Raw genomic sequence first — 23008 nt, forward strand, 5'->3', positions numbered from 1 at the left:
TAGATAATAGGATGATTAACTATTGTGTAGTCAGTGTTTTTATATTTTTAGATTATTAATATAGATGTTTTGAAAACGCAATTAAAGTTCACAAATACTTTGAAAAGATTTTACAAATTTGTGAACTGCTTATACACCCATTGAAACACTATATATTGTGTTATAAATTTAAACAAAACACAACATATAGAAAAGAGGGGTAAAATGAATAAACTTGAACAAGATTTAAAGAATTTAATAACTAAAGATCCTACAGTGATAAATGAAAATGCCAATAAGGATAGCGCTACATTTTCGACGATGAGAGATTTAACAGCCGGTGTAGTATCTAAATCATATGCGTTAAATCATTTATTACCAGAACATATCGCAACAGCTCATAAAGAAGGGGAGATACATTTTCATGATTTAGATTATCATCCATTTCAACCGCTTACGAATTGTTGCTTAATAGATGCAGAAAGTATGCTCAAGAATGGTTTTCAAATTGGTAACGCAACTGTGACTTCACCTAAATCAATTCAAACAGCTTCTGCCCAACTTGTACAAATCATTGCCAATGTTTCTAGTAGCCAATATGGAGGGTGTACAATTGACCGAGTTGATGAATTACTGAGCCATTACGTTCAATATAATGAAGCTAAGCATCGAGAATTGGCTGAAAAATTTGTGACACCACAAGACATAGAAACTTATGTTGATTATCGAGTTTCACAAGATATCGAAGATGCTATAGAAAGTTTAGAATATGAAATTAACACATTGTATACATCAAATGGTCAAACACCTTTTGTAACATTAGGATTTGGATTAGGAACAGATACATATAGCCGTAAAATCCAACAAGCAATTCTTAACACTAGAATCAAAGGTTTGGGTAAAGATCGTATTACTGCCATCTTCCCAAAACTTGTGTTTTCAATTAAAAAAGGCGTGAATTTTAGTTCGAAAGATCCGAATTATGATATAAAACAATTAGCATTAGAGTGCTCTACTAAAAGAATGTATCCTGATATTTTGAATTATGATAAAACGGTAGAAATATTAGGTGATTTTAAAGCTCCGATGGGTTGTCGTTCGTTTTTGCCAGCTTGGAAGAACGAAATTGGAGAATTTGAGAATAATGGAAGATGTAATTTAGGTGTTGTGACATTAAATGTGCCTAGAATAGCAATTGAATCTAATGGTGACATTGAAATGTTTTGGAAGATATTCCATGAACGAATGGCACTAATGCATGATGCTCTCGTCTATCGAATTCAACGCATTTCCGAAGTAACACCTGATAATGCGCCTATTTTATATAAAAATGGTGCATTTAAACATCGTTTAACAGATAAAGAAGATATTATGACATTGTTAAAAGGAAAACGAGCTACTTTATCTATGGGATATATTGGTTTGTATGAAGCGGCTACAGTGTTTTATGGTCCTAATTGGGAAACACAGTCTATAGCTAAAAAATTTACATTAGATATATTAAAAGCAATGAAAGTTTACCAACTGAAATGGACTGAACAATATGATGTTTGGTTCAGCGTTTATAGCACACCAAGTGAATCTCTAACCGATCGTTTTTGTAGACTTGATATGGAAAAATGTGGTGAAATACCGAACGTCACTGACAAAGGATATTATCAAAATTCATTCCACTATGATGTGAGAAAAGATATTACACCATTTGAGAAAATTGATTTTGAAAAGGATTATCCTTTTTATGCAAGTGGTGGTTACATCCATTACTGTGAATATCCGAAATTAAATCATAATTTAAAAGCCTTAGAAGCGGTATGGGATTATTCATATGATAAGGTAAGTTATTTAGGCACGAACATTCCGATTGATCATTGTAGGGAATGTGACTTTAAAGGTGATTTTAAAACTACAACAACAGGCTATCAATGTCCTGAGTGTGGTAATGATGATCCTACTACAGTTGATGTAGTAAAACGTACATGTGGGTATCTTGGTAATCCAGTCCAACGTCCTACGATTGAAGGAAGGCATAAAGAAATGTGTGCTCGAGTGAAACATCTGAAAGACCAAACACTATGACAATATTAGACATTAAAAGGGGACAAGGTTACATTGCCAAAATTGAGTCACAAAGTTTTGTTGATGGAGAAGGTGTCAGATGTAGTTTATATGTCTCAGGATGTCCATTTGCCTGTGAAAATTGCTATAACAAAGTGGCGCAAAACTTTAGATATGGTGAAAGATTTAACGATTTAATTTTGGAAGAAATATTAGAAAACTGTGAACCTGATTATATTTCTGGGTTAAGTATCTTAGGTGGAGAACCATTTTGTAATTTAGACATTACATTAAAGTGCGCCCAAGCATTTAGGGAAAAATTTGGGTATTCAAAAACATTATGGGTTTGGACAGGCTTTTTATTTGAATATTTAATGGAAGATAAAGGTGAAAGAAATGAGTTACTTAATCATATAGATGTGCTCGTAGATGGTCCTTTTATTAACCATTTATATCAACCTAACCTACCATATAAAGGTTCTTTGAATCAACGAGTAATTGACGTAAAAGCATCTTTATCCCAAACACGAGTACGAGAAATACAATTAACGTAATTTAAAGTAGAAAGAAGGTTGAGATAAATAATCTCATAACCAAGACTACCAACTTAACAAAGCGGTTCATTATTATCAAAGCGTGTCTATTAGTTCATTAAAGTATATTTAGAGCGAAAATATACCGGACTTTTCACTTATATTCAGACTTATAGGGATGGGACAACACAATCATTTTTGAAAAAAGGTGATTTCTTTCCCGTCCCTATTATTGTCATTGTTAGTGAAAGTCGTTACACAGTGAAAGTTTGTTTTAAGTATTAGCTTTTCATAAGTGCATGCATATCACAAGCGAATTACTATTAATATAAAGCATAATTAACTAAAATGAATATTGATGAAAGATACAAAGTAATTAATTTCTGACATAGAGAAGGTTGAAAGGAGCGGATTAATCATGTGCACTGGTTTTTCATATTTATCGAAAAGTAACCAGGTGATATTAGGACGCACTATGGATTTTGTTTATCAATTAAAAGGAAACCCTGCAGTACAACCACGTCATTTTTATTGGGAATCACGCGTAGCATATAAAGGTAAAACAAAGTATGGTTTTGTTGGATCGGGTAGTGATATGGAAGGATTCTTATTTGCAGACGGCGTCAATGAACATGGTCTCGGTGCTTCAATACAGTATTTTAGAGGATATGCAACATATGCCACAGATGTACGAGAGGGGTATATGAATATTGCTCAAAGTGAAGTGATCACGTGGGTGTTGGGTTACAATCGAAATATTGAAGATTTAATAGAAAATGCTAAATCCGTAAATGTTGTCGCACACACACTCAATGATATAGCTGAAGTGCCTCCATTACATTATCATATTACTGATGATTCAGGTAGAACGATTGAGCTAACTTTTAAAGATGGCACTATGATCGTAAATGAAAATCCAGTAGGAGTCTTAACTAACAATCCAGATTTGAATTGGCACTATGAAAATTTGAGGAATTATATAAATATTACGCCACAACGCCCTCAAGCAAGCCAACTAATGAATACTATTTTCCCAACGCTAGGAAATGAAGGTGGAACGTACGGATTACCTGGTGGGTACACTTCGGCGGAACGTTTTGTTCGAATGGCTTACTTAAAAAATAATTTAGAAGAAACGAGTAATGCAGAAGAAGATGTACTCAATGCATTTAAACTTTTAGAAATTGTTAGTATACCCAAAGGTGCAGTTAGAGACGAAGAAGCGGCGCTACATTATACTTTGTATCAAACAGTCCTAAATTTAACTACACGCACAATGTACATTAAATGGTACGAGTCAAATCAGATTACAGAATTACAACTCACAGAAAAGTTATTAAATAAAGAAGAATTAACGATATTCGAACCAGTTTCGGGTTTAGTAACAAATAAATTAATCGACTAATATAATTTAGAATAAAGCTGATATATTCGCATGGAAAGCACATTCCAATTTAATTGGGGTGTGTTTTTTTGTTTAATTCCATATTTTTACTTTAAAGTTTCAAATTTTTACTGAATTCTTAACAAGTATAGTGCTCCTTTTTAAAAATAAATATTATTGTTAATAGCGTGGATATTATCAACAAAGGAGAATAAGACATCTATGAGATTACTCAAAGAATATATTGCTAAAAGAAATAATAAGTATTCTATTCGAAAATTCACTGTGGGAACTGCGTCGGTTTTAGTAGGATCCATATTATTTATGAACCAAACCAGTGATGCCAAAGCAGATGTGATAGAAAAGGAAATGAATTCGACAACTCATGAAGGTGAGGTAACAAATAAACACAATTTAGAATTAAATCAGACTAGTGTAGAAAAACCTTCAAATTTTAATAATAAAGTAGATAACGTAAATAAAGAAGAATTATTGTCAAAGGACGAAGAGGAGAATAAAAAATTAGTTAAACCAAAAAGTGAAGAGTTAACGAATGATGTATCGGAATCGAAAAATAATAGAAGTTATAATAACGATGGTAATAAAAGAGAAGCAACAGATACACTGTCCAAAGATAATACATCTAAAGAGGAAATAAATGAAAATATTCCTCACAATGATCAAACAACCATACAGGAAAAAGAAATTACTATTTATGATGATAGTAAGAAAGATTCTCCTACACAAAATAATGCTAGTAACTCCTCCTTGAAAAGTAAGATACATCCTACTATTAAAAATGAAACAATTAATGAAAGTGAACAAAAATATACTGAACCAGAAAGTAATAATGATAAGGAAAAAATAAAAGGAGATGCATTAAAAGATAATACAATTAGTTCTAAAAAAGAGAGTGATAATGAAAGTACGGATTTAATTGATATTATTAATGAAATAAAAGAAGATGAATCAAGCAAACCTAAAGTTCGAATGAGAAGGTCGTTGAATAGGTTTGGTTATACAAGTAGTATATTAAGCAGATTTTTTGGTAATAGAATAATGTATGACCTTATAGTACAAGGTGATAACCTAACAAAAGCATTTAGAGAAGTAGAAAGAAATAGAAGTGAACTTACAGAAGAGGAGCGAAAATTATTTTTAAGAAATATCATTAGACAAAGTGCACTTAAAAACAATCGTAGTGCTTATGATAGAGTTTTTGATGGTGATTATTCATTAGCAAGAAATATAAGAGTGACAGCACACCAGGCAAGTTTAATGAATGAATTGCTATATAAAATGAAAGATTTAACGCTTAATAGGGATAATAATGATTATGGTGCAGTCTATACATTCGGTGGGCAGAGTGATGTAACTAAAAATAAGTTTGGTATAGTTAAAGATGACGTTTTTTATGATGATGGTGAAATTTTAATAGCAACCATGGTGTTAGAGAAAGAAAAAGGTAGAGGTACATATAGATTTGAGAATTATGCCATAAGACCTAATGAATCACTCAGTAAAAAAATAAAAAAAGTTGTAGCTGTTTATAATGGCAGACAAAGAATGATATTAAAAAAAGATAAACTTGGATATTATTCATACACAAGGCCTAATAGTGGTAGTAATGGAAACCCAAATACAGGTGGAGGCTCTGGAGGAAGAGTTGAGTTTATAATATCATTTGATGCAAATTATTATATAGATGTTAAGAAAGATAAACTTTTTGGATATATATTAAGTGACACTTTAGACCCTTTTGTACTTAGAGGTGTAAATATAACAAACCAAGCAGTTGATATTGATGAAGTAGCAACAAGTATTAATAATGCTTTAAATAAAGCTAAAAAACAAAAAGCTATGGAAGCTATTCAGATTGCTGAACAAGCAAAACATTTTGCTGAGCAACAATTATCAAAAATATTACAAGATGGAGTAGTAAATCCTTCTGAGAAGAAAAAGGTTGATGAAGCGAGTAATGATTTAGAACAAGCAAAACAAAGTGCTCTTAATAAATTAAATAGCATATTAGATGGAACGGACGGTAAAGATGAACTTCAAAGAAGATTTAATCAAATAGGTTCAGTGACGTCACCAGAAGTGAACGACCAAGATAGTAATGGTGTGTTAGATACAGAGCAATTAAATGAAGCACAACAAGCGATTGAAGCAGTAGAACAAGCCAAAGTAGCTGCGAATAACAAGATGTCTGAAATTACAGCAGATGGATTAGTCAACCCAACTGAAAAAGCAGAATTAGATAAATTAGTTGAGGCGCTAGAAACGGCTAAAACAAACGCAACAGAGAAATTGAATAATGTACCGAATGGTACAGCAGGCAAGGACGCGTTACAAAGTCGTTTAGATCAAATCGGTTCAGTAACATCACCAGAAGTGAATGATCAAGATAGTAATGGTGTCTTAGATACAGAACAATTAAATGAAGCACAACAAGCGATCGAAGCAGCCGAACAAGCCAAAGTGTCTGCGAATAACAAGTTATCTGAAATTACATCGGATGGCTTAATCACTCCAACAGAAAAAGCAGAGCTAGATAAAATAATTGAGGCGCTAGAAACAGCTAAGACAAACGCAACGGAGAAATTGAATAGCGTACCGAATGGTACAGCAGGCAAGGATGAACTCCAAAGTCGTTTAGATCAAATAGGTTCAGTAACGTCACCAGAAGTGAACGACCAAGATAGCAACGGAGTCATAGATACGGAACAATTAACTGAAGCGCAACAAGCGATTGAAGCAGCCGAACAAGCGAAGCAAGCCGTAGATAACAAGTTGTCTGAAATTACATCGGATGGATTAGTCAATCCGAAAGAAAAAGCAGAGCTAGATAAATTAGTTGAGGCGCTAGAAACGGCTAAGACAAATGCAACGGAGAAATTGAATAATGTACCGAATAGTACAACAGGTAAGGATGCGTTACAAAGTCGTTTAGATCAAATAGGTTCAGTAACGTCACCAGAAGTAAATGACCAAGATGGTAATGGTGTTTTAGATACGGAACAATTAACTGAAGCGCAACAAGCGATTGAAGCAGCCGAACAAGCGAAGCAAGTCGCAGATAACAAGTTGTTTGAAATTACATCGGATGGATTAGTCAACCCAACAGAAAAAGCAGAGCTAGATAAATTAATTGAAGCGCTAGAAACAGCTAAGACAAACGCAACAGAGAAATTGAATAACGTACCGAATGGTACAGCAGGAAAAGATGCGTTACAAAGTCGTTTAGATCAAATAGGTTCAGTAACGTCACCAGAAGTGAACGACCAAGATAGCAACGGAGTCATAGATACGGAACAATTAACTGAAGCGCAACAAGCGATTGAAGCAGCCGAACAAGCGAAGCAAGCCGTAGATAACAAGTTGTCTGAAATTACATCGGATGGATTAGTCAATCCGAAAGAAAAAGCAGAGCTAGATAAATTAGTTGAGGCGCTAGAAACGGCTAAGACAAATGCAACGGAGAAATTGAATAATGTACCGAATAGTACAACAGGTAAGGATGCGTTACAAAGTCGTTTAGATCAAATAGGTTCAGTAACGTCACCAGAAGTAAATGACCAAGATGGTAATGGTGTTTTAGATACGGAACAATTAACTGAAGCGCAACAAGCGATTGAAGCAGCCGAACAAGCGAAGCAAGTCGCAGATAACAAGTTGTTTGAAATTACATCGGATGGATTAGTCAACCCAACAGAAAAAGCAGAGCTAGATAAATTAATTGAAGCGCTAGAAACAGCTAAGACAAACGCAACAGAGAAATTGAATAACGTACCGAATGGTACAGCAGGAAAAGATGCGTTACAAAGTCGTTTAGATCAAATCGGTGCAGTGACATCCCCAGAAGTAAATGATCAAGATGGTAACGGAGTCTTAGATACAGAGCAATTAAATGAAGCACAACAAGCGATTGAAGCAGTAGAACAAGCCAAAGTAGCTGCGAATAACAAGATGTCTGAAATTACAGCAGATGGATTAGTCAACCCAACTGAAAAAGCAGAATTAGATAAATTAGTTGAGGCGCTAGAAACGGCTAAAACAAACGCAACAGAGAAATTGAATAATGTACCGAATGGTACAGCAGGCAAAGATGCGTTACAAAATCGTTTAGATCAAATTGGTACAGTAACGTCACCAGAAGTAAATGATCAAGATAGTAACGGAGTCTTAGATACAGAGCAATTAACTGAAGCACAACAAGCGATCGAAGCAGTAGAACAAGCTAAAGTAGCTGCGAATAACAAGTTATCTGAAATCACATCAGATGGCTTAGTTAATCCGAAAGAAAAAGCAGAATTAGATAAATTAATTGAGGCGCTAGAAACAGCTAAGACAAACGCAACAGAGAAATTGAATAACGTACCGAATGGTACAGCAGGTAAGGATGCGTTACAAAGTCGCTTAGATCAAATAGGTTCAGTAACGTCACCAGAAGTAAATGATCAAGATGGTAATGGTGTTTTAGATACGGAACAATTAACTGAAGCGCAACAAGCGATTGAAGCAGCCGAACAAGCCAAAGTAGCTGCGAATAACAAGTTATCTGAAATTACATCGGATGGCTTAATCAATCCGAAAGAAAAAGCAGAGTTAGATAAGTTAGTTGAAGGACTCGAGGCAGCCAAAGTAACAGCGGCTGAAAAACTAAATAACGTACCGAATGGTACAGCAGGCAAGGACGCGTTACAAAGTCGTTTAGATCAAATCGGTTCAGTAACATCACCAGAAGTGAATGATCAAGATAGTAATGGTGTCTTAGATACAGAACAATTAAATGAAGCACAACAAGCGATCGAAGCAGCCGAACAAGCCAAAGTGTCTGCGAATAACAAGTTATCTGAAATTACATCGGATGGCTTAATCACTCCAACAGAAAAAGCAGAGCTAGATAAAATAATTGAGGCGCTAGAAACAGCTAAGACAAACGCAACGGAGAAATTGAATAGCGTACCGAATGGTACAGCAGGCAAGGATGAACTCCAAAGTCGTTTAGATCAAATAGGTTCAGTAACGTCACCAGAAGTGAACGACCAAGATAGCAACGGAGTCATAGATACGGAACAATTAACTGAAGCGCAACAAGCGATTGAAGCAGCCGAACAAGCGAAGCAAGCCGTAGATAACAAGTTGTCTGAAATTACATCGGATGGATTAGTCAATCCGAAAGAAAAAGCAGAGCTAGATAAATTAGTTGAGGCGCTAGAAACGGCTAAGACAAATGCAACGGAGAAATTGAATAATGTACCGAATAGTACAACAGGTAAGGATGCGTTACAAAGTCGTTTAGATCAAATAGGTTCAGTAACGTCACCAGAAGTAAATGACCAAGATGGTAATGGTGTTTTAGATACGGAACAATTAACTGAAGCGCAACAAGCGATTGAAGCAGCCGAACAAGCGAAGCAAGTCGCAGATAACAAGTTGTTTGAAATTACATCGGATGGATTAGTCAACCCAACAGAAAAAGCAGAGCTAGATAAATTAATTGAAGCGCTAGAAACAGCTAAGACAAACGCAACAGAGAAATTGAATAACGTACCGAATGGTACAGCAGGAAAAGATGCGTTACAAAGTCGTTTAGATCAAATCGGTGCAGTGACATCCCCAGAAGTAAATGATCAAGATGGTAACGGAGTCTTAGATACAGAGCAATTAACTGAAGCGCAACAAGCAATCGAAGCAGTAGAACAAGCTAAGCAAGCCATAGATAACAAGTTGTCTGAAATAACATCAGATGGCTTAATCAATCCGAAAGAAAAAGAAGAATTAGATAAGTTAGTTGAAGGACTCGAGGTAGCCAAAGTAACAGCGGCTGAAAAACTAAATAATGTACCGAATGGTACAGCAGGTAAGGATGCGTTACAAAGTCGTTTAGATCAAATAGGTTCAGTAACATCACCAGAAGTAAATGATCAAGATGGTAACGGTGTTTTAGATACAGAGCAATTAACTGAATCGCAACAAGCAATCGAGGCGTTAGAACAAGCAAAGCAATCCGCAGATAACAAGCTGTCTGAGATTACAGCAGATGGTTTAGTCAATCCGAAAGAAAAAGCAGAACTAGATAAATTAGTTGAAGCGTTAGAAACGGCTAAAACAAACGCAACAGAGAAATTGAATAACGTACCGAATGGTACAGCAGGTAAGGATGCGTTACAAAGTCGCTTAGATCAAATAGGTTCAGTAACGTCACCAGAAGTAAATGATCAAGATGGTAATGGTGTTTTAGATACGGAACAATTAACTGAAGCGCAACAAGCGATTGAAGCAGCCGAACAAGCTAAGCAAGTCGCAGATAACAAGTTGTTTGAAATTACATCGGATGGCTTAATCAATCCGAAAGAAAAAGCAGAGTTAGATAAGTTAGTTGAAGGACTCGAGGCAGCCAAAGTAACAGCGGCTGAAAAACTAAATAACGTACCGAATGGTACAGCAGGCAAGGACGCGTTACAAAGTCGTTTAGATCAAATCGGTTCAGTAACATCACCAGAAGTGAATGATCAAGATAGTAATGGTGTCTTAGATACAGAACAATTAAATGAAGCACAACAAGCGATCGAAGCAGCCGAACAAGCCAAAGTGTCTGCGAATAACAAGTTATCTGAAATTACATCGGATGGCTTAATCACTCCAACAGAAAAAGCAGAGCTAGATAAAATAATTGAGGCGCTAGAAACAGCTAAGACAAACGCAACGGAGAAATTGAATAGCGTACCGAATGGTACAGCAGGAAAAGATGCGTTACAAAGTCGTTTAGATCAAATAGGTTCAGTAACGTCACCAGAAGTGAATGACCAAGATAGCAACGGAGTCATAGATACGGAACAATTAACTGAAGCGCAACAAGCGATTGAAGCAGCAGAACAAGCTAAGCAAGCCGCAGATAACAAGTTATCTGAAGTCACATCAGATGGATTAATCAACCCAACAGAAAAAGCAGAGCTAGATAAATTAGTTGAGACGCTAGAAACGGCTAAGACAAACGCAACAGAGAAATTGAATAATGTACCGAATGGTACAACAGGCAAAGACGCTCTACAAAATCGTTTAGATCAAATCGGTTCAGTAACGTCACCAGAAGTGAACGACCAAGATAGCAACGGAGTCTTAGATACGGAACAATTAACTGAAGCACAACAAGCGATTGAAGCAGCAGAACAAGCTAAGCAAGCCGCAGATAACAAGTTATCTGAAGTCACATCAGATGGCTTAATCACTCCAACAGAAAAAGCAGAGTTAGATAAGTTAGTTGAAGGACTCGAGGTAGCCAAAGTAACAGCGGCTGAAAAACTAAATAACGTACCGAATGGTACAGCAGGCAAGGACGCGTTACAAAGTCGTTTAGATCAAATAGGTTCAGTAACGTCACCAGAAGTGAACGACCAAGATAGCAACGGCGTCTTAGATACGGAACAATTAAATGAAGCAAAACAAGCGATCGAAGCAGCAGAACAAGCCAAAGTCGCTGGAGATAACAAGTTATCTGAAATTACAGCAGATGGATTAGTCAACCCAACAGAAAAAGCAGAACTAGATAAATTAGTTGAGGCGCTAGAAACGGCTAAGACAAACGCAACGGAGAAATTGAATAATGTACCGAATGGTACTGTAGGCAAAGACGCGTTACAAAGTCGATTAGAACAAATCGGATCAGTGACATCACCAGAAGTAAATGACCAAGATAGCAATGGCGAGTTAGATACGGAACAATTAACTGAAGCGCAACAAGCGATTGAAGCAGCAGAACAAGCTAAACAAGCTGTAGATAACAAGTTGTCTGAAATAACATCAGATGGCTTAATCACTCCAACAGAAAAAGCAGAGTTAGATAAGTTAGTTGAAGGACTCGAGGCAGCCAAAGTAACAGCGGCTGAAAAACTAAATAACGTACCGAATGGTACAGCAGGCAAGGACGCGTTACAAAGTCGATTAGAACAAATCGGTTCAGTGACATCACCAGAAGTGAACGACCAAGATAGTAATGGTGTCTTAGATACAGAGCAGTTAACTGAAGCACAACAAGCGATCGAAGCAGTAGAACAAGCCAAAGTAGCTGCGGATAACAAGTTGTCTGAAATCACATCGGATGGCTTAATCAACCCAACAGAAAAAGCAGAGCTAGATAAATTAGTTGAGGCGCTAGAAACAGCTAAGACAAACGCAACTGAAAAAATAAATAACGTACCGAATGGTACTGAAGGAAAAGATGCGCTCCAAAGTCGTTTAGATCAAATTGGTTCAGTAACGTTACCAGAAGTGAACGACCAAGATAGTAATGGTGTGTTAGATACAGAGCAATTAACTGATGCCCAACAAGCCGTTGAAGCAGCCCAACAAGCTAAAGTAGCTGCGGATAACAAGTTATCTGAAATTACATCGGATGGATTAGTCAATCCGAAAGAAAAAGCAGAGCTAGATAAATTAATTGAAGCGTTAGAAACAGCTAAGACAAACGCAACAGAGAAATTGAATAACGTACCGAATGGTACAGCAGGTAAGGATGAGTTACAAAGTCGCTTAGATCAAATTGGTTCAGTAACGTCACCAGAAGTGAACGACCAAGATAGTAATGGTGTGTTAGATACGGAACAATTAACTGAAGCGCAACAAGCGATTGAAGCAGCCGAACAAGCCAAAGTAGCTGCGAATAACAAGTTATCTGAAATCACATCAGATGGCTTAATCAACCCAACTGAAAAAGAAGGATTAGATAAATTAGTTGAGGCGCTAGAAACGGCTAAGACAAACGCAACAGAGAAATTGAATAACGTACCGAATGGTACAGCAGGTAAGGATGAGTTACAAAGTCGTTTAGACCAAATTGGTTCAGTAACGTCACCAGAAGTAAATGACCAAGATAGTAATGGTGTGTTAGATACGGAACAATTAACTGAAGCACAACAAGCGATTGAGGCAGCCGAACAAGCCAAAGTAGCTGTGAATAACAAGTTATCTGAAATTACATCGGATGGTTTAGTCAATCCAACAGAAAAAGCAGAGCTAGATAAATTAGTTGAGGCGCTAGAAACGGCTAAGATAAACGCAACAGAGAAATTGAATAACGTACCGAATGGTACAGCAGGTAAGGATGCGTTACAAAGTCGTTTAGATCAAATAGGTTCAGTAACGTCACCAGAAGTGAACGACCAAGATAGCAACAGCGTCTTAGATACGGAACAATTAAATGAAGCAAAACAAGCGATCGAAGCAGCCGAACAAGCCAAAGTCGCTGGAGATAACAAGTTGTCTGAAATAACAGCAGATGGATTAATCAATCCGAAAGAAAAAGCAGAGCTAGATAAATTAGTTGAGGCGCTAGAAACGGCTAAAACAAACGCAACAGAAAAACTAAATAATGTACCGAATGGTACAGAAGGAAAAGACGCGTTACAAAGTCGATTAGAACAAATCGGGTCAGTGACATCACCAGAAGTGAACGACCAAGATAGTAATGGTGTCTTAGATACAGAGCAATTAACTGAAGCGCAACAAGCAATCGAGGCGTTAGAACAAGCGAAGCAAGCCGCAGATAACAAGTTATCTGAAGTCACATCAGATGGCTTAATCAACCCAACAGAAAAAGCAGAGCTAGATAAATTAATTGAAGCGCTAGAAACGGCTAAGACAAATGCAACTGAAAAACTAAATAGCGTACCGAATGGTACAGCAGGCAAGGACGCGTTACAAAGTCGTTTAGATCAAATAGGTTCAGTAACGTCACCAGAAGTGAACGACCAAGATAGCAACGGTGTGTTAGATACAGAGCAATTAACTGAAGCGCAACAAGCAATCGAGGCGTTAGAACAAGCGAAGCAAGCCGCAGATAACAAGTTATCTGAAGTCACATCAGATGGCTTAGTCAATCCGAAAGAAAAAGCAGAAGTAGATAAATTAATTGAGGTGCTAGAAACAGCTAAGACAAACGCAACGGAAAAACTGAATAACGTACCGAATGGTACAGCAGGCAAAGACGCTCTCCAAAGTCGTTTAGATCAAATCGGCTCAGTGACATCACCAGAAGTGAACGACCAAGATAGTAATGGCGAGTTAGATACGGAACAATTAAATGAAGCGCAACAGGCGATTGAAGCAGCCGAACAAGCTAAACAAGCCGTAGATAACAAGTTATCTGAAGTTACATCAGATGGCTTAATCACTCCAACAGAAAAAGCAGAGTTAGATAAGTTAGTTGAAGGACTCGAGGCAGCCAAAGTAACAGCGGCTGAAAAACTAAATAACGTACCGAATGGTACAGCAGGCAAGGACGCGTTACAAAGTCGTTTAGATCAAATAGGTTCAGTAACGTCACCAGAAGTGAACGACCAAGATAGCAACGGCGTCTTAGATACGGAACAATTAAATGAAGTAAAACAAGCGATCGAAGCAGCCGAACAAGCTAAACAAGCCGTAGATAACAAGTTGTCTGAAATAACAGCAGATGGATTAATCAATCCGAAAGAAAAAGCAGAGCTAGATAAATTAGTTGAGGCGCTAGAAACGGCTAAGACAAACGCAACTGAAAAACTAAATAACGTACCGAATGGTACTGAAGGTAAAGAGGCTCTCCAAAGTCGTTTAGATCAAATCGGTTCAGTAATGTCACCAGAAGTAAATGACCAAGATAGTAATGGAACATTAGATGTAGAATCACCAAATATAAAAGGTCAAAATCATGCTAAAGTAAATAAACATTTGGATAATGCTATCAAAAATTCAAAAACAAATAATCCTATGCATAAAAATGTGAAAGAACAATATTTAAATGATAGAGATAGTAAGTTATTAGAAGAAAGACCTCCTCAAAATCAGCAACAATTAAATGGAGTTTCGAACCATTTGCAAATAATGAAAAATGAAACAAATGAAAATTCAAAACAGAGTATGAAGTCACTAACTCATTTACCTAATACAGGTGGAAAAAATAAAGATAGTTGGATTTTTGGAACTTTACTAGGAGCTATAGGTTCAATGATGCTCTTAAGAAGGAAACAAGAAAAAAAGATAGAAAAAAATAACTAAAATTTAATAACGACTATAGGGACAGTACAAAAAAGAGCCGAGGCATACTTTTATGCCTCGGCTCTTTAAATTTATAGGTAGCTAAAATATTAATGCAATAGTGATTTAAAAATCGTATTGATTATTTTCTTCTTCTAAAAGCTGATTATATAATTTAGAAACACGCAAGGTTGATGTTGCCAAGTCATTAATTCTAAATATAATGTCATCATTAACGATAGTGCCATTAGAAAAATCACGTTCTTCAATAAATACATAAGTTTGCATAACATGGGCTTTCATATAGCTTAATATTGGTTTTAATTGTGTTTCAGCAATTAAGTAATGCTTAGGAGAACCCGCAGTTGCTATAATACCTACAACTTTATCTCTAAATGCATTAACAGGAAGTAAATCAAATACGTTTTTAAGTGTTCCTGGTATAGATGCTTGAAAGATTGGAAAACCTATAAAAATAATATCAGCTTGCATTAAAGCAGTAGTTAATTCTAATGTGTCTCCAGAATAATCCAAGTAATTTCGTCCATCGCTAAAAGCTAAATCTAAATTCTTTAAATCGAATAATTGGATATTAAGTGTATCATCTTGATTTGTTATGGCTTCGTTTAGATATTTTATAGCAGTACTTGTTTTAGAGCCAACTGTAGAACCAGATAGTAGCACGACGTTTTTCATTTTTATACCTCCTATTTGTTCAAATGCTTTTTAACACCTGGAATGATTTCATTACCAATGAGTTCTATATTTTTCATTATTTTATCGAAAGGTACGCCACCGAAATCAATTTGAGCCATAAATCTCTGATGATTATAAAGTTCATGTTGGTAAAGTATTTTTTCAATGATTTGTTGTGGGCTTCCAACCATTAAGGCATCTCTATAATCTGGTGCATTAGCAAATTGTTGTTTTGGATATCCAGTACCTCTTATAAAAGACATACCAACATTAAGGTGAGGATAATATTCTTTTAATGCTGATTGTGTAGTTTCAGCAGTGTAGAATAAACTAGCAGTAGAAACTGGTAACGATTCGGCTGAAGTATCGAAACCATGTTCTTTTGCAGTGAGTCGATATTCATCTATTGAATCTTTAAATGTCATTGCTGGCCCACCTAATGTTGTAATCATCATTGGAATACCTTGACGTCCTGCTTTAATCGCACTTGCTGCTGGCCCACCAACAGCACGCCAAATTGGTAGTTCATCGTCTATTGGTCTTGGGAATATTTTCATATTATTTAAATCTGGTCTAAATTTACCAGACCAAGTGATTTTATCAGTCTTATTCAACTCTAACAGTAAATTTAATTTTTCTTCGTAAAGCTCATCATAATTATTTAAATCTAAACCAAATAAATCAAAGATACCTGTACGAGAAGCTCTACCTGCTACTATTTCTGCTCGTCCATGTGATATTAGGTCTAAAGTTGCAAAATCTTCAAATATTCTAACTGGGTCCGCTGCGCTTATAATTGAAGAAGAACTAGATATTTTAATTTTATTAGTCGCTTGTGCAATAGCACCTAACACAACTGTATGTGCTTGTGTAGTAAAGTGCTCTTGGTGACTTTCGCCTACACCGAATACATCTATACCTGCTTGTTCTGCTAATTGACTTGCCTCGATTAATTCTTGAATGCGTTGTTCATAACTTACTTTTTCACCGTTGTGAGGGTTGAGTAAGTGATCTCCAAGTGAATAAAGTCCAAATTCTAATGGAGTATTTTCGTTCATTTTTAAAATAGCCATATATCATCATCCTTTATAAATCGTGTAATTGTGATTCGATTTGAGTACGTTGATCTTCCATAAAATCTGGTAAATTGAGCTGTTTACCCAAATTTTCAATAGCTGTGTCTACCGTGAAACCAGGAGATTCTGTTGCAAATTCATACATAATGCTATTGTGTCGATAGTATAATGATTTGAAAAAGTAACGATCAATAATACCGCTATTATTTCCAGAATTTTTATTAACTGTTGCTAAAATAGCTTCTAAATTTGAATCTTTGGGTGTGTTTACAGCTATGTGGTGCACATAACCTTGACCAGGCCTAGCGCGTTGCCCTTGTTGTTCGACAATCACAAAATCTGAGTATAAGCCAGTTTCATCCAAGGTCATAACTATTTCCTCTGTATCCTGCCTTGGAGTATAACGAAGTTCATTTTGTAAAAAATCGACAGTTTTTTGCGTATCACGTAATCGTAATTCGACAGGTCCCATACCTAAAATTTGATGCTCTGTAGGGATATCTGAGTATGGATTTTTGCGCCATGACTTTGGTAGGTTATATTGTTGGTTAGCAATTAATATAATCTCTAAATCATCTGGATCTTTAAATAACAAAGCTGGTTGGTTTAAATATGTCATATTTATCGTATCTATATTGTTATCTTCTAAACGAGATTGGAAATAAGTTAAAGATGCTTTATCAGGGACTAATAAACCTATACGATGAATGGAGTTTGTACCGGGGCGATTTTTCCCTATATTAGGTATCTCAAAAAAGCTCAGCAAAGTTCCTGCAGACCCGATTTCATCTCCGAAAAATAGATGGTACATCATAGGGTTGTCTTGATTTACAGATTTTTCTACTAAACGTAATCCTAAAATTTTAGTATAAAAACCTTTATTTATTTGTGCATCTTTTGTATACATAGAAATGTGATGATGGCCAATGATATTCATATAGCGCCCCCCATAGATTTGATAGTTACTATTGTATTAATTATTACCTGTTTACAGTATATATAAACTGTAGGTATAAAAAATATACTTGTTAGCAATAATATATACCTTGTTTAACAGAAAATCAACACCTATGGTTTGCACACTACTATTCGTTAATTATAAATTAATTTTAATTCATAAAAAGACACGAAACTATTAAAATTTCGTGTCTTTTTAAATTATTCATTGTTTTTAAATTCTAAATAATAAAGACTGAATTCTAAGTCGTTTTTTAAATGGTCTTCGAGTAACGTGACAGCTAAATTAATATCTCTGTCATAAAGCGCTGAAACAATGGCTTTATGTTCTTCTATTAAACCAGGCCGACGTTTGTTAATTACAGTTTGGCTAAATAAATAAATGAAACTCTTATATTTCTGGTATGTATCTAGGATAAATTGGTTATTAGTAGCGGCGATAATTTTTTGATGGAATTTGTCATTGATTTCAATGATTGTAGCTTCATCCTCCACTTCGATATCTATCTCTGTGTAACCTTTTAATTCTTCTAAATCTGATGTTGTATAAACAATAGCAGCTTTTTTTAACGCGTGTGTTTCTAATAAAATACGCATTTCAAATATTTGCCTATATTCTTCACTAGTTGGAATGAAAATATAAGCATTTTTAATAAAATATTCTAGCTCTAATTGCTTTAATGCTTCACGAATTGGAGTTCGACTTACCTCATATTTCTTTGCAAGTTTAGCTTCGGTAATTTTCTCATCTTTTTTAAAAGCTCCAGAAATGATGTCATTTCTAATTCTTTGATAAATTGTTAATTCATTATTATTCAATTAACTCACCTCATTACAATAAGTGTACTATAAAAAAATTAGTAATAAAATGTATACATTTTATCTGATTTGGTATACAATTATTTTGCAAACGTTTTCAGGAAGGGTGTCGATTTATGAAAGTAGGATTTATAGGTTTAGGTATTATGGGGAAACCAATGGTAGAAAATTTATTAAAAGCGAACGTAACTGTTCTTGTTAATGATTTAAATAAAGAAGCAGAAAGTGAAGTAGTGATGCAAGGGGCAAATGCTGTTTCAGTAAAACAAATGGCCCAACAAGCTGATTATGTTATTACATCGTTACCAAATGGTGCGATAGTAAAGGCTGTTTTATATAGTGGCGAAGATGCAATAGTTAAGCAAACTGATATTAATGTAAAAGCTGTTATTGATACTAGCTCTCTAACGCCAAATGAATCATTGGAAATAAGTAAAGTACTAGAAACAAAACAAATTAAATATATGGATGCTCCCGTAAGCGGGGGAGAGCCTTTAGCGATAACTGGTGAATTATCAGTGATGGTTGGTTGTACAGAAACGGATTTACCAGAAGTTCAAAAAGTTTTAGAACCTATTGCTGCATCAGTTATAAGAGTCGGTGATGTTGGCGCGGGTAGCGTAGTAAAGTTAGCAAATCAAATTATAGTTAACACCAACATTGCTGCGCTTTCTGAAGCGGTAGTATTAGCGAAAAAATTTGATATAGATTTAGCAAATATGTATAAAGCAATTAAAGGTGGTCTAGCAGGTTCTAGCGTAATGGATGCGAAGTTTCCAAAAATGATTGAGGAAGACTATCAACCAGGGGGAACGTTAAATATAAATTTAAAAGATATGAAAAACGTGAGTTCAACAGCAGATACAGTTGGTCTTACATTGCCTATAGCAAATCAAGTGAAAGAAATTTACAAATCAGAAGTTGCACACGGTAATGGTATGAATGACCATTCAGGCATTATAAAATACTTTGAAAATATAAATAATATGTAGGTGAAAAGATGTTAAACGAGCGTTTAATAAATGTAACGAAGCAAGATGTTATTTCAAAAAAACTTAGTACTTTTAAATATAAAATTATCGTTCTAGATGACGACCCAACTGGCACTCAAACAGTAAAAGACTTACCGGTATATACAGAATGGTCAGAATCATTAATTGAAGATGGTTTTAAGCAAGAAAATCATATGTTTTATATATTAACGAATTCCAGAGCGTTAAATGAACAAGAAACTACACAATTACATCAAGAAATCAGTCGTAATATAGCACGTGTTTCGCAACGATTAGATTATCCATACATTGTAATAAGTAGAGGAGATTCGACATTAAGAGGGCATTTTTATTTAGAGCCGAAAGTCTTGAGCGAAGCTTCAGATGAACAATTTGATGGAGTATTTTATATACCAGCGTTCTTTGAAGGAAAACGTTACACATTGGATGGTATTCATTATTTAAAAGAAGGCAATGGATATATTCCTGTGTCTGAAAGTGAATTTGCAAATGATACTACATTCGGATTCAGTAGTAGAACGATGGCAAGTTTTATAGAAGAGAAAAGTAACGGAGAAATTAATGCTGATGACGTAAAACATATTCGTTTGTCACAAATACGAGAACGTGATGCCCAATCAATTAATGAAGTACTTAACAGTATCTCAAATTTTGATGCTGTTATCGTCGATGCATTAAATGATGAAGATATGGATTATTTTGTTTCATGTTTAACTAGATTTTTAGAAAGTAATGATAAAAAATTCATGTTTAGAACAGCCGCGTCATTTGTTAAGGCTATGTGCGAAACACCAGGAGAGATCATTAACTTAAATCATTATAGTGATCAAACGAATGGTGGACTTATGATTGTAGGATCACATGTTAAAAAAACTTCATTACAACTACAACATTTATTAAAAAATACTGATATAGCATCCATTGAGTTTGATGTAAAAGCAGTAACTACAAATGATTTACAAACGTACATAAATCAACAGATAGAAAAGGTGACATCATATATTCAATCGGGAAGAGATGTCGTTGTATATACTTCAAGAGATGTAATCAAAACAGAAGATTTAACGAATAATTTAAGTATTTCTACGAATATTTCCAATGCATTGGTTGGTATTGTACAAGGCTTGAAAGTAAAACCAAGATTCATTATTGCTAAAGGTGGTATTACTTCTAGCGATGTTGCCACTAAAGGACTAAATATTAAAAAGGCACTTGTTATTGGCCAAATAACGCAAGGTGTACCAGTTTGGCTAACAGGGGAGGAAGCAAAATATAGTCAAATGCCTTATGTTATTTTCCCGGGAAATATTGGAGATGAAGATACGTTAACAACTGTATATAAAATGAATACGAAAGAGATATAGAAAGTAGGGGAAGAACATGATGGGAGAATTTTGGCCATTAGTTGCTGTTGTGATTGGTGTACTTATATTATTAATGTTAATTATGTGGTTTAAACTTAATACATTTATCGCGCTAATTATCACTTCAATGGTAACCGGTATTTTACTGGGAATGCCTTTAGATACAATTGTAACTACTATTGAAAAAGGTATGGGGGATACACTAGGACATATTGCTATTATTTTTGGTTTAGGTTCCATATTAGGTAAGTTGTTATCAGATGGCGGTGGCGCTACACGCATTGCTGATACATTAATCAATGTGTTTGGTAAGAAATATGTGACGTGGGCAATGATTATTGCTTCATTTATTATTGGGATATCACTATTCTTGGAAGTAGCATTTGTGTTATTGATTCCTTTAGTATTTACATTAGCTAAAAGGATGCAGATTTCAAATTTAACAGTTGGCCTTCCGATGGCAACTTCTATAGCAGTAACACATGGTTTTTTACCACCACATCCAGGACCAGTTGCAATTTCAGAAGCGGTAAATGCCAATATTGGTCATGTATTAATGTATGGCGTTATTATCGGTATACCTTTAGCAATTATTGTTGGAGGTATTTTCCCAAAAATTGCACGTAAATTAACGCCTGAAGCTTTTAAAAGAAAAGGAAATCAAGCAGCTGTCGGTGAGTTTAAAGTGTTTGAAAACAAGGATTTACCAAGTTTTGGTATGAGTTTGCTCACGGCACTTGCACCAGTTATCTTAATGCTACTAGCTACAATTGTACAGTTAATCACTGGTAATGAAGAAGGAAAAGCAAGTGGTTTCGAAGGATTTATCTACTTTATTGGAACTTCTGTAACTGCGATGTTAATTGCCGTATTATTTGCAATTTATTCTATGGGGATTAGAAGAAAACAGAGTATGAAACAGATTATGGATACCGTTTCGAATGCCATTACACCCATAGCAATGCTTATTCTTATCATAGGTGGTGGCGGAACATTTAAACAGATACTAATTGATGGTGGTGTAGGTGACACCATTTCGGAGATATTTAAAGGTACTGAAATGTCACCGCTTATCCTTGCATGGCTAGCTGCGGCGCTATTACGTACAGCATTAGGTTCAACAACAGTTGCAGCAATTTCGTCGGTAGGTATTGTTTTACCATTATTACAGTCATCTGATGTAAATATTTCATTAGTTGTATTAGCTATCGGAGCTGGGAGTATTTTTTGTTCACATGTGAATGATGCAGGATTTTGGATGTTTAAAGAATATTTTGGTTTAACTATGAAGGAAACATTTTTAACTTGGACCTTATTAGAATCCATCTTATCAATTGTAGGTTTAGGATTGATTTTAATTGTGAATTTCCTCGTATAACAATGAATTGGAGTGAGTATTCTCAATCAAATTTTGGTTGGAATCTCACTCCTTTTTATTATAAAAAGTGGTTAAGTCAGTTGCAAAGTACCATCTTCCATATGATATACACGATCACAAAATGATGTTAAACGCTCATCATGAGTCACAACGATACAAGTTTTATTGTGTTGTACTGTTTGTTCTTTCAATATATGCATTACTTCCATAGCGTTATCTGTATCCAAGGAAGCGGTTGGTTCATCTGCTAATATGAGTGAAGGTTTTGTATATAATGCTTTAGCAATAGCGACACGTTGTTTTTGTCCACCAGATATCTCACTTGGTAATTTGTTTTCTATCATTTTGAGATTAAGTTGTTCCATAAGTTGTGTATATTCATTTAGTGTTAGAACATCTTTTTTTTGTTTTTGCAATAATTTAAATTGTTGCTTTACCGTTAAAAAAGGAACAAGATTCGTTGCTTGTAGAATGAAACCTATTTCTTGCATACGTGTATCCGATAATGCTTTTTGATTCATTTGTGAAATGTTTTTATTATTGATTATAATTTCTCCAGATGTAGGTGTCTGCAATGCGCCTGCCATTGTTAAGAATGTACTTTTTCCAGACCCAGAAGGTCCTATAATAGCGATAAGTTCATTTTTATCAAAATTAACTGTCGTAGGTTTGACAGCTTCAATGGTTTGGTTACCATCCTTAAAGTATTTGGTTACATCTTTAAATTCTAGCATTTAA

At 35.3% G+C, this 23008-nt stretch carries 12 protein-coding genes; 7 read left to right on the forward strand and 5 right to left on the reverse strand.

Translation table 11 applies throughout. The features are described from left to right. The first annotated feature begins 186 nt into the window (after positions 1-186). From nrdD to ACW5YJ_RS02535, 4 genes are all read left to right on the forward strand, one after another. A complete protein-coding gene (nrdD, locus tag ACW5YJ_RS02520) occupies positions 187-2055 on the forward strand; it encodes an anaerobic ribonucleoside-triphosphate reductase (protein ID WP_457338613.1) in 1869 nt (622 codons plus the stop codon). Beyond that, positions 2052-2588 (forward strand): anaerobic ribonucleoside-triphosphate reductase activating protein, encoded by a 537-nt coding sequence (nrdG, locus tag ACW5YJ_RS02525; protein ID WP_017723961.1) that lies wholly within the window; start codon positions 2052-2054, stop codon positions 2586-2588. Before nrdD ends, nrdG begins: the two co-directional genes overlap by 4 nt. A 397-nt stretch (positions 2589-2985) precedes the next feature. Continuing rightward, on the forward strand, positions 2986-3972 hold the full coding sequence (locus tag ACW5YJ_RS02530) for a choloylglycine hydrolase family protein (RefSeq protein WP_135092805.1): 987 nt from the start codon (positions 2986-2988) through the stop codon (positions 3970-3972). 201 nt (positions 3973-4173) lie between these two features. After that, positions 4174-14988, forward strand: coding sequence for a GA-like domain-containing protein (locus tag ACW5YJ_RS02535; RefSeq protein WP_457338444.1), 10815 nt, complete (start codon positions 4174-4176; stop codon positions 14986-14988). Positions 14989-15093: 105 nt separating this feature from the next. On the opposite strand, the gene ACW5YJ_RS02540 is transcribed toward ACW5YJ_RS02535, so the two are convergent. From ACW5YJ_RS02540 to ACW5YJ_RS02555, 4 genes are all read right to left on the reverse strand, one after another. Beyond that, positions 15094-15663 carry an NADPH-dependent FMN reductase gene (locus tag ACW5YJ_RS02540; RefSeq protein ID WP_017723958.1) on the reverse strand — a complete coding sequence of 190 codons (570 nt, stop codon included), beginning with the start codon at positions 15661-15663 and terminating at the stop codon, positions 15094-15096. Positions 15664-15674: 11 nt separating this feature from the next. Continuing rightward, the gene (locus tag ACW5YJ_RS02545; RefSeq protein WP_017723957.1) at positions 15675-16736 is read right to left on the reverse strand and encodes an LLM class flavin-dependent oxidoreductase; all 1062 of its coding nucleotides are present in this window, start codon (positions 16734-16736) and stop codon (positions 15675-15677) included. A gap of 13 nt (positions 16737-16749) precedes the next feature. Continuing rightward, complete coding sequence (locus tag ACW5YJ_RS02550; protein WP_107551815.1) at positions 16750-17676, reverse strand: VOC family protein; 927 nt, start codon at positions 17674-17676, stop codon at positions 16750-16752. Positions 17677-17897: 221 nt separating this feature from the next. Beyond that, entirely contained in the window at positions 17898-18515 is a 618-nt protein-coding gene (locus ACW5YJ_RS02555; RefSeq protein ID WP_107551816.1) for a GntR family transcriptional regulator, read from the reverse strand. A 116-nt stretch (positions 18516-18631) separates the two neighbouring features. Between ACW5YJ_RS02555 and ACW5YJ_RS02560 the strand changes: the two genes are divergently transcribed. Genes ACW5YJ_RS02560 through ACW5YJ_RS02570 form a run of 3 tightly spaced genes read left to right on the forward strand, consistent with a single transcriptional unit; the run spans position 18632 to position 22270 of the window. After that, a complete protein-coding gene (locus tag ACW5YJ_RS02560) occupies positions 18632-19507 on the forward strand; it encodes an NAD(P)-binding domain-containing protein (protein ID WP_457338445.1) in 876 nt (291 codons plus the stop codon). A gap of 8 nt (positions 19508-19515) precedes the next feature. Beyond that, the gene (locus ACW5YJ_RS02565; protein WP_457338446.1) at positions 19516-20892 is read left to right on the forward strand and encodes a four-carbon acid sugar kinase family protein; all 1377 of its coding nucleotides are present in this window, start codon (positions 19516-19518) and stop codon (positions 20890-20892) included. A gap of 16 nt (positions 20893-20908) precedes the next feature. After that, complete coding sequence (locus ACW5YJ_RS02570) at positions 20909-22270, forward strand: gluconate:H+ symporter (RefSeq protein WP_107551819.1); 1362 nt, start codon at positions 20909-20911, stop codon at positions 22268-22270. A gap of 71 nt (positions 22271-22341) precedes the next feature. Here the strand turns inward: ACW5YJ_RS02570 and ACW5YJ_RS02575 are convergent, their stop codons facing one another. Continuing rightward, positions 22342-23004 (reverse strand): ABC transporter ATP-binding protein, encoded by a 663-nt coding sequence (locus ACW5YJ_RS02575; RefSeq protein WP_017723951.1) that lies wholly within the window; start codon positions 23002-23004, stop codon positions 22342-22344. Between the last annotated feature and the right edge of the window lie 4 nt (positions 23005-23008).

The organism is Staphylococcus sp. mip270_02 (genome assembly GCF_054031535.1).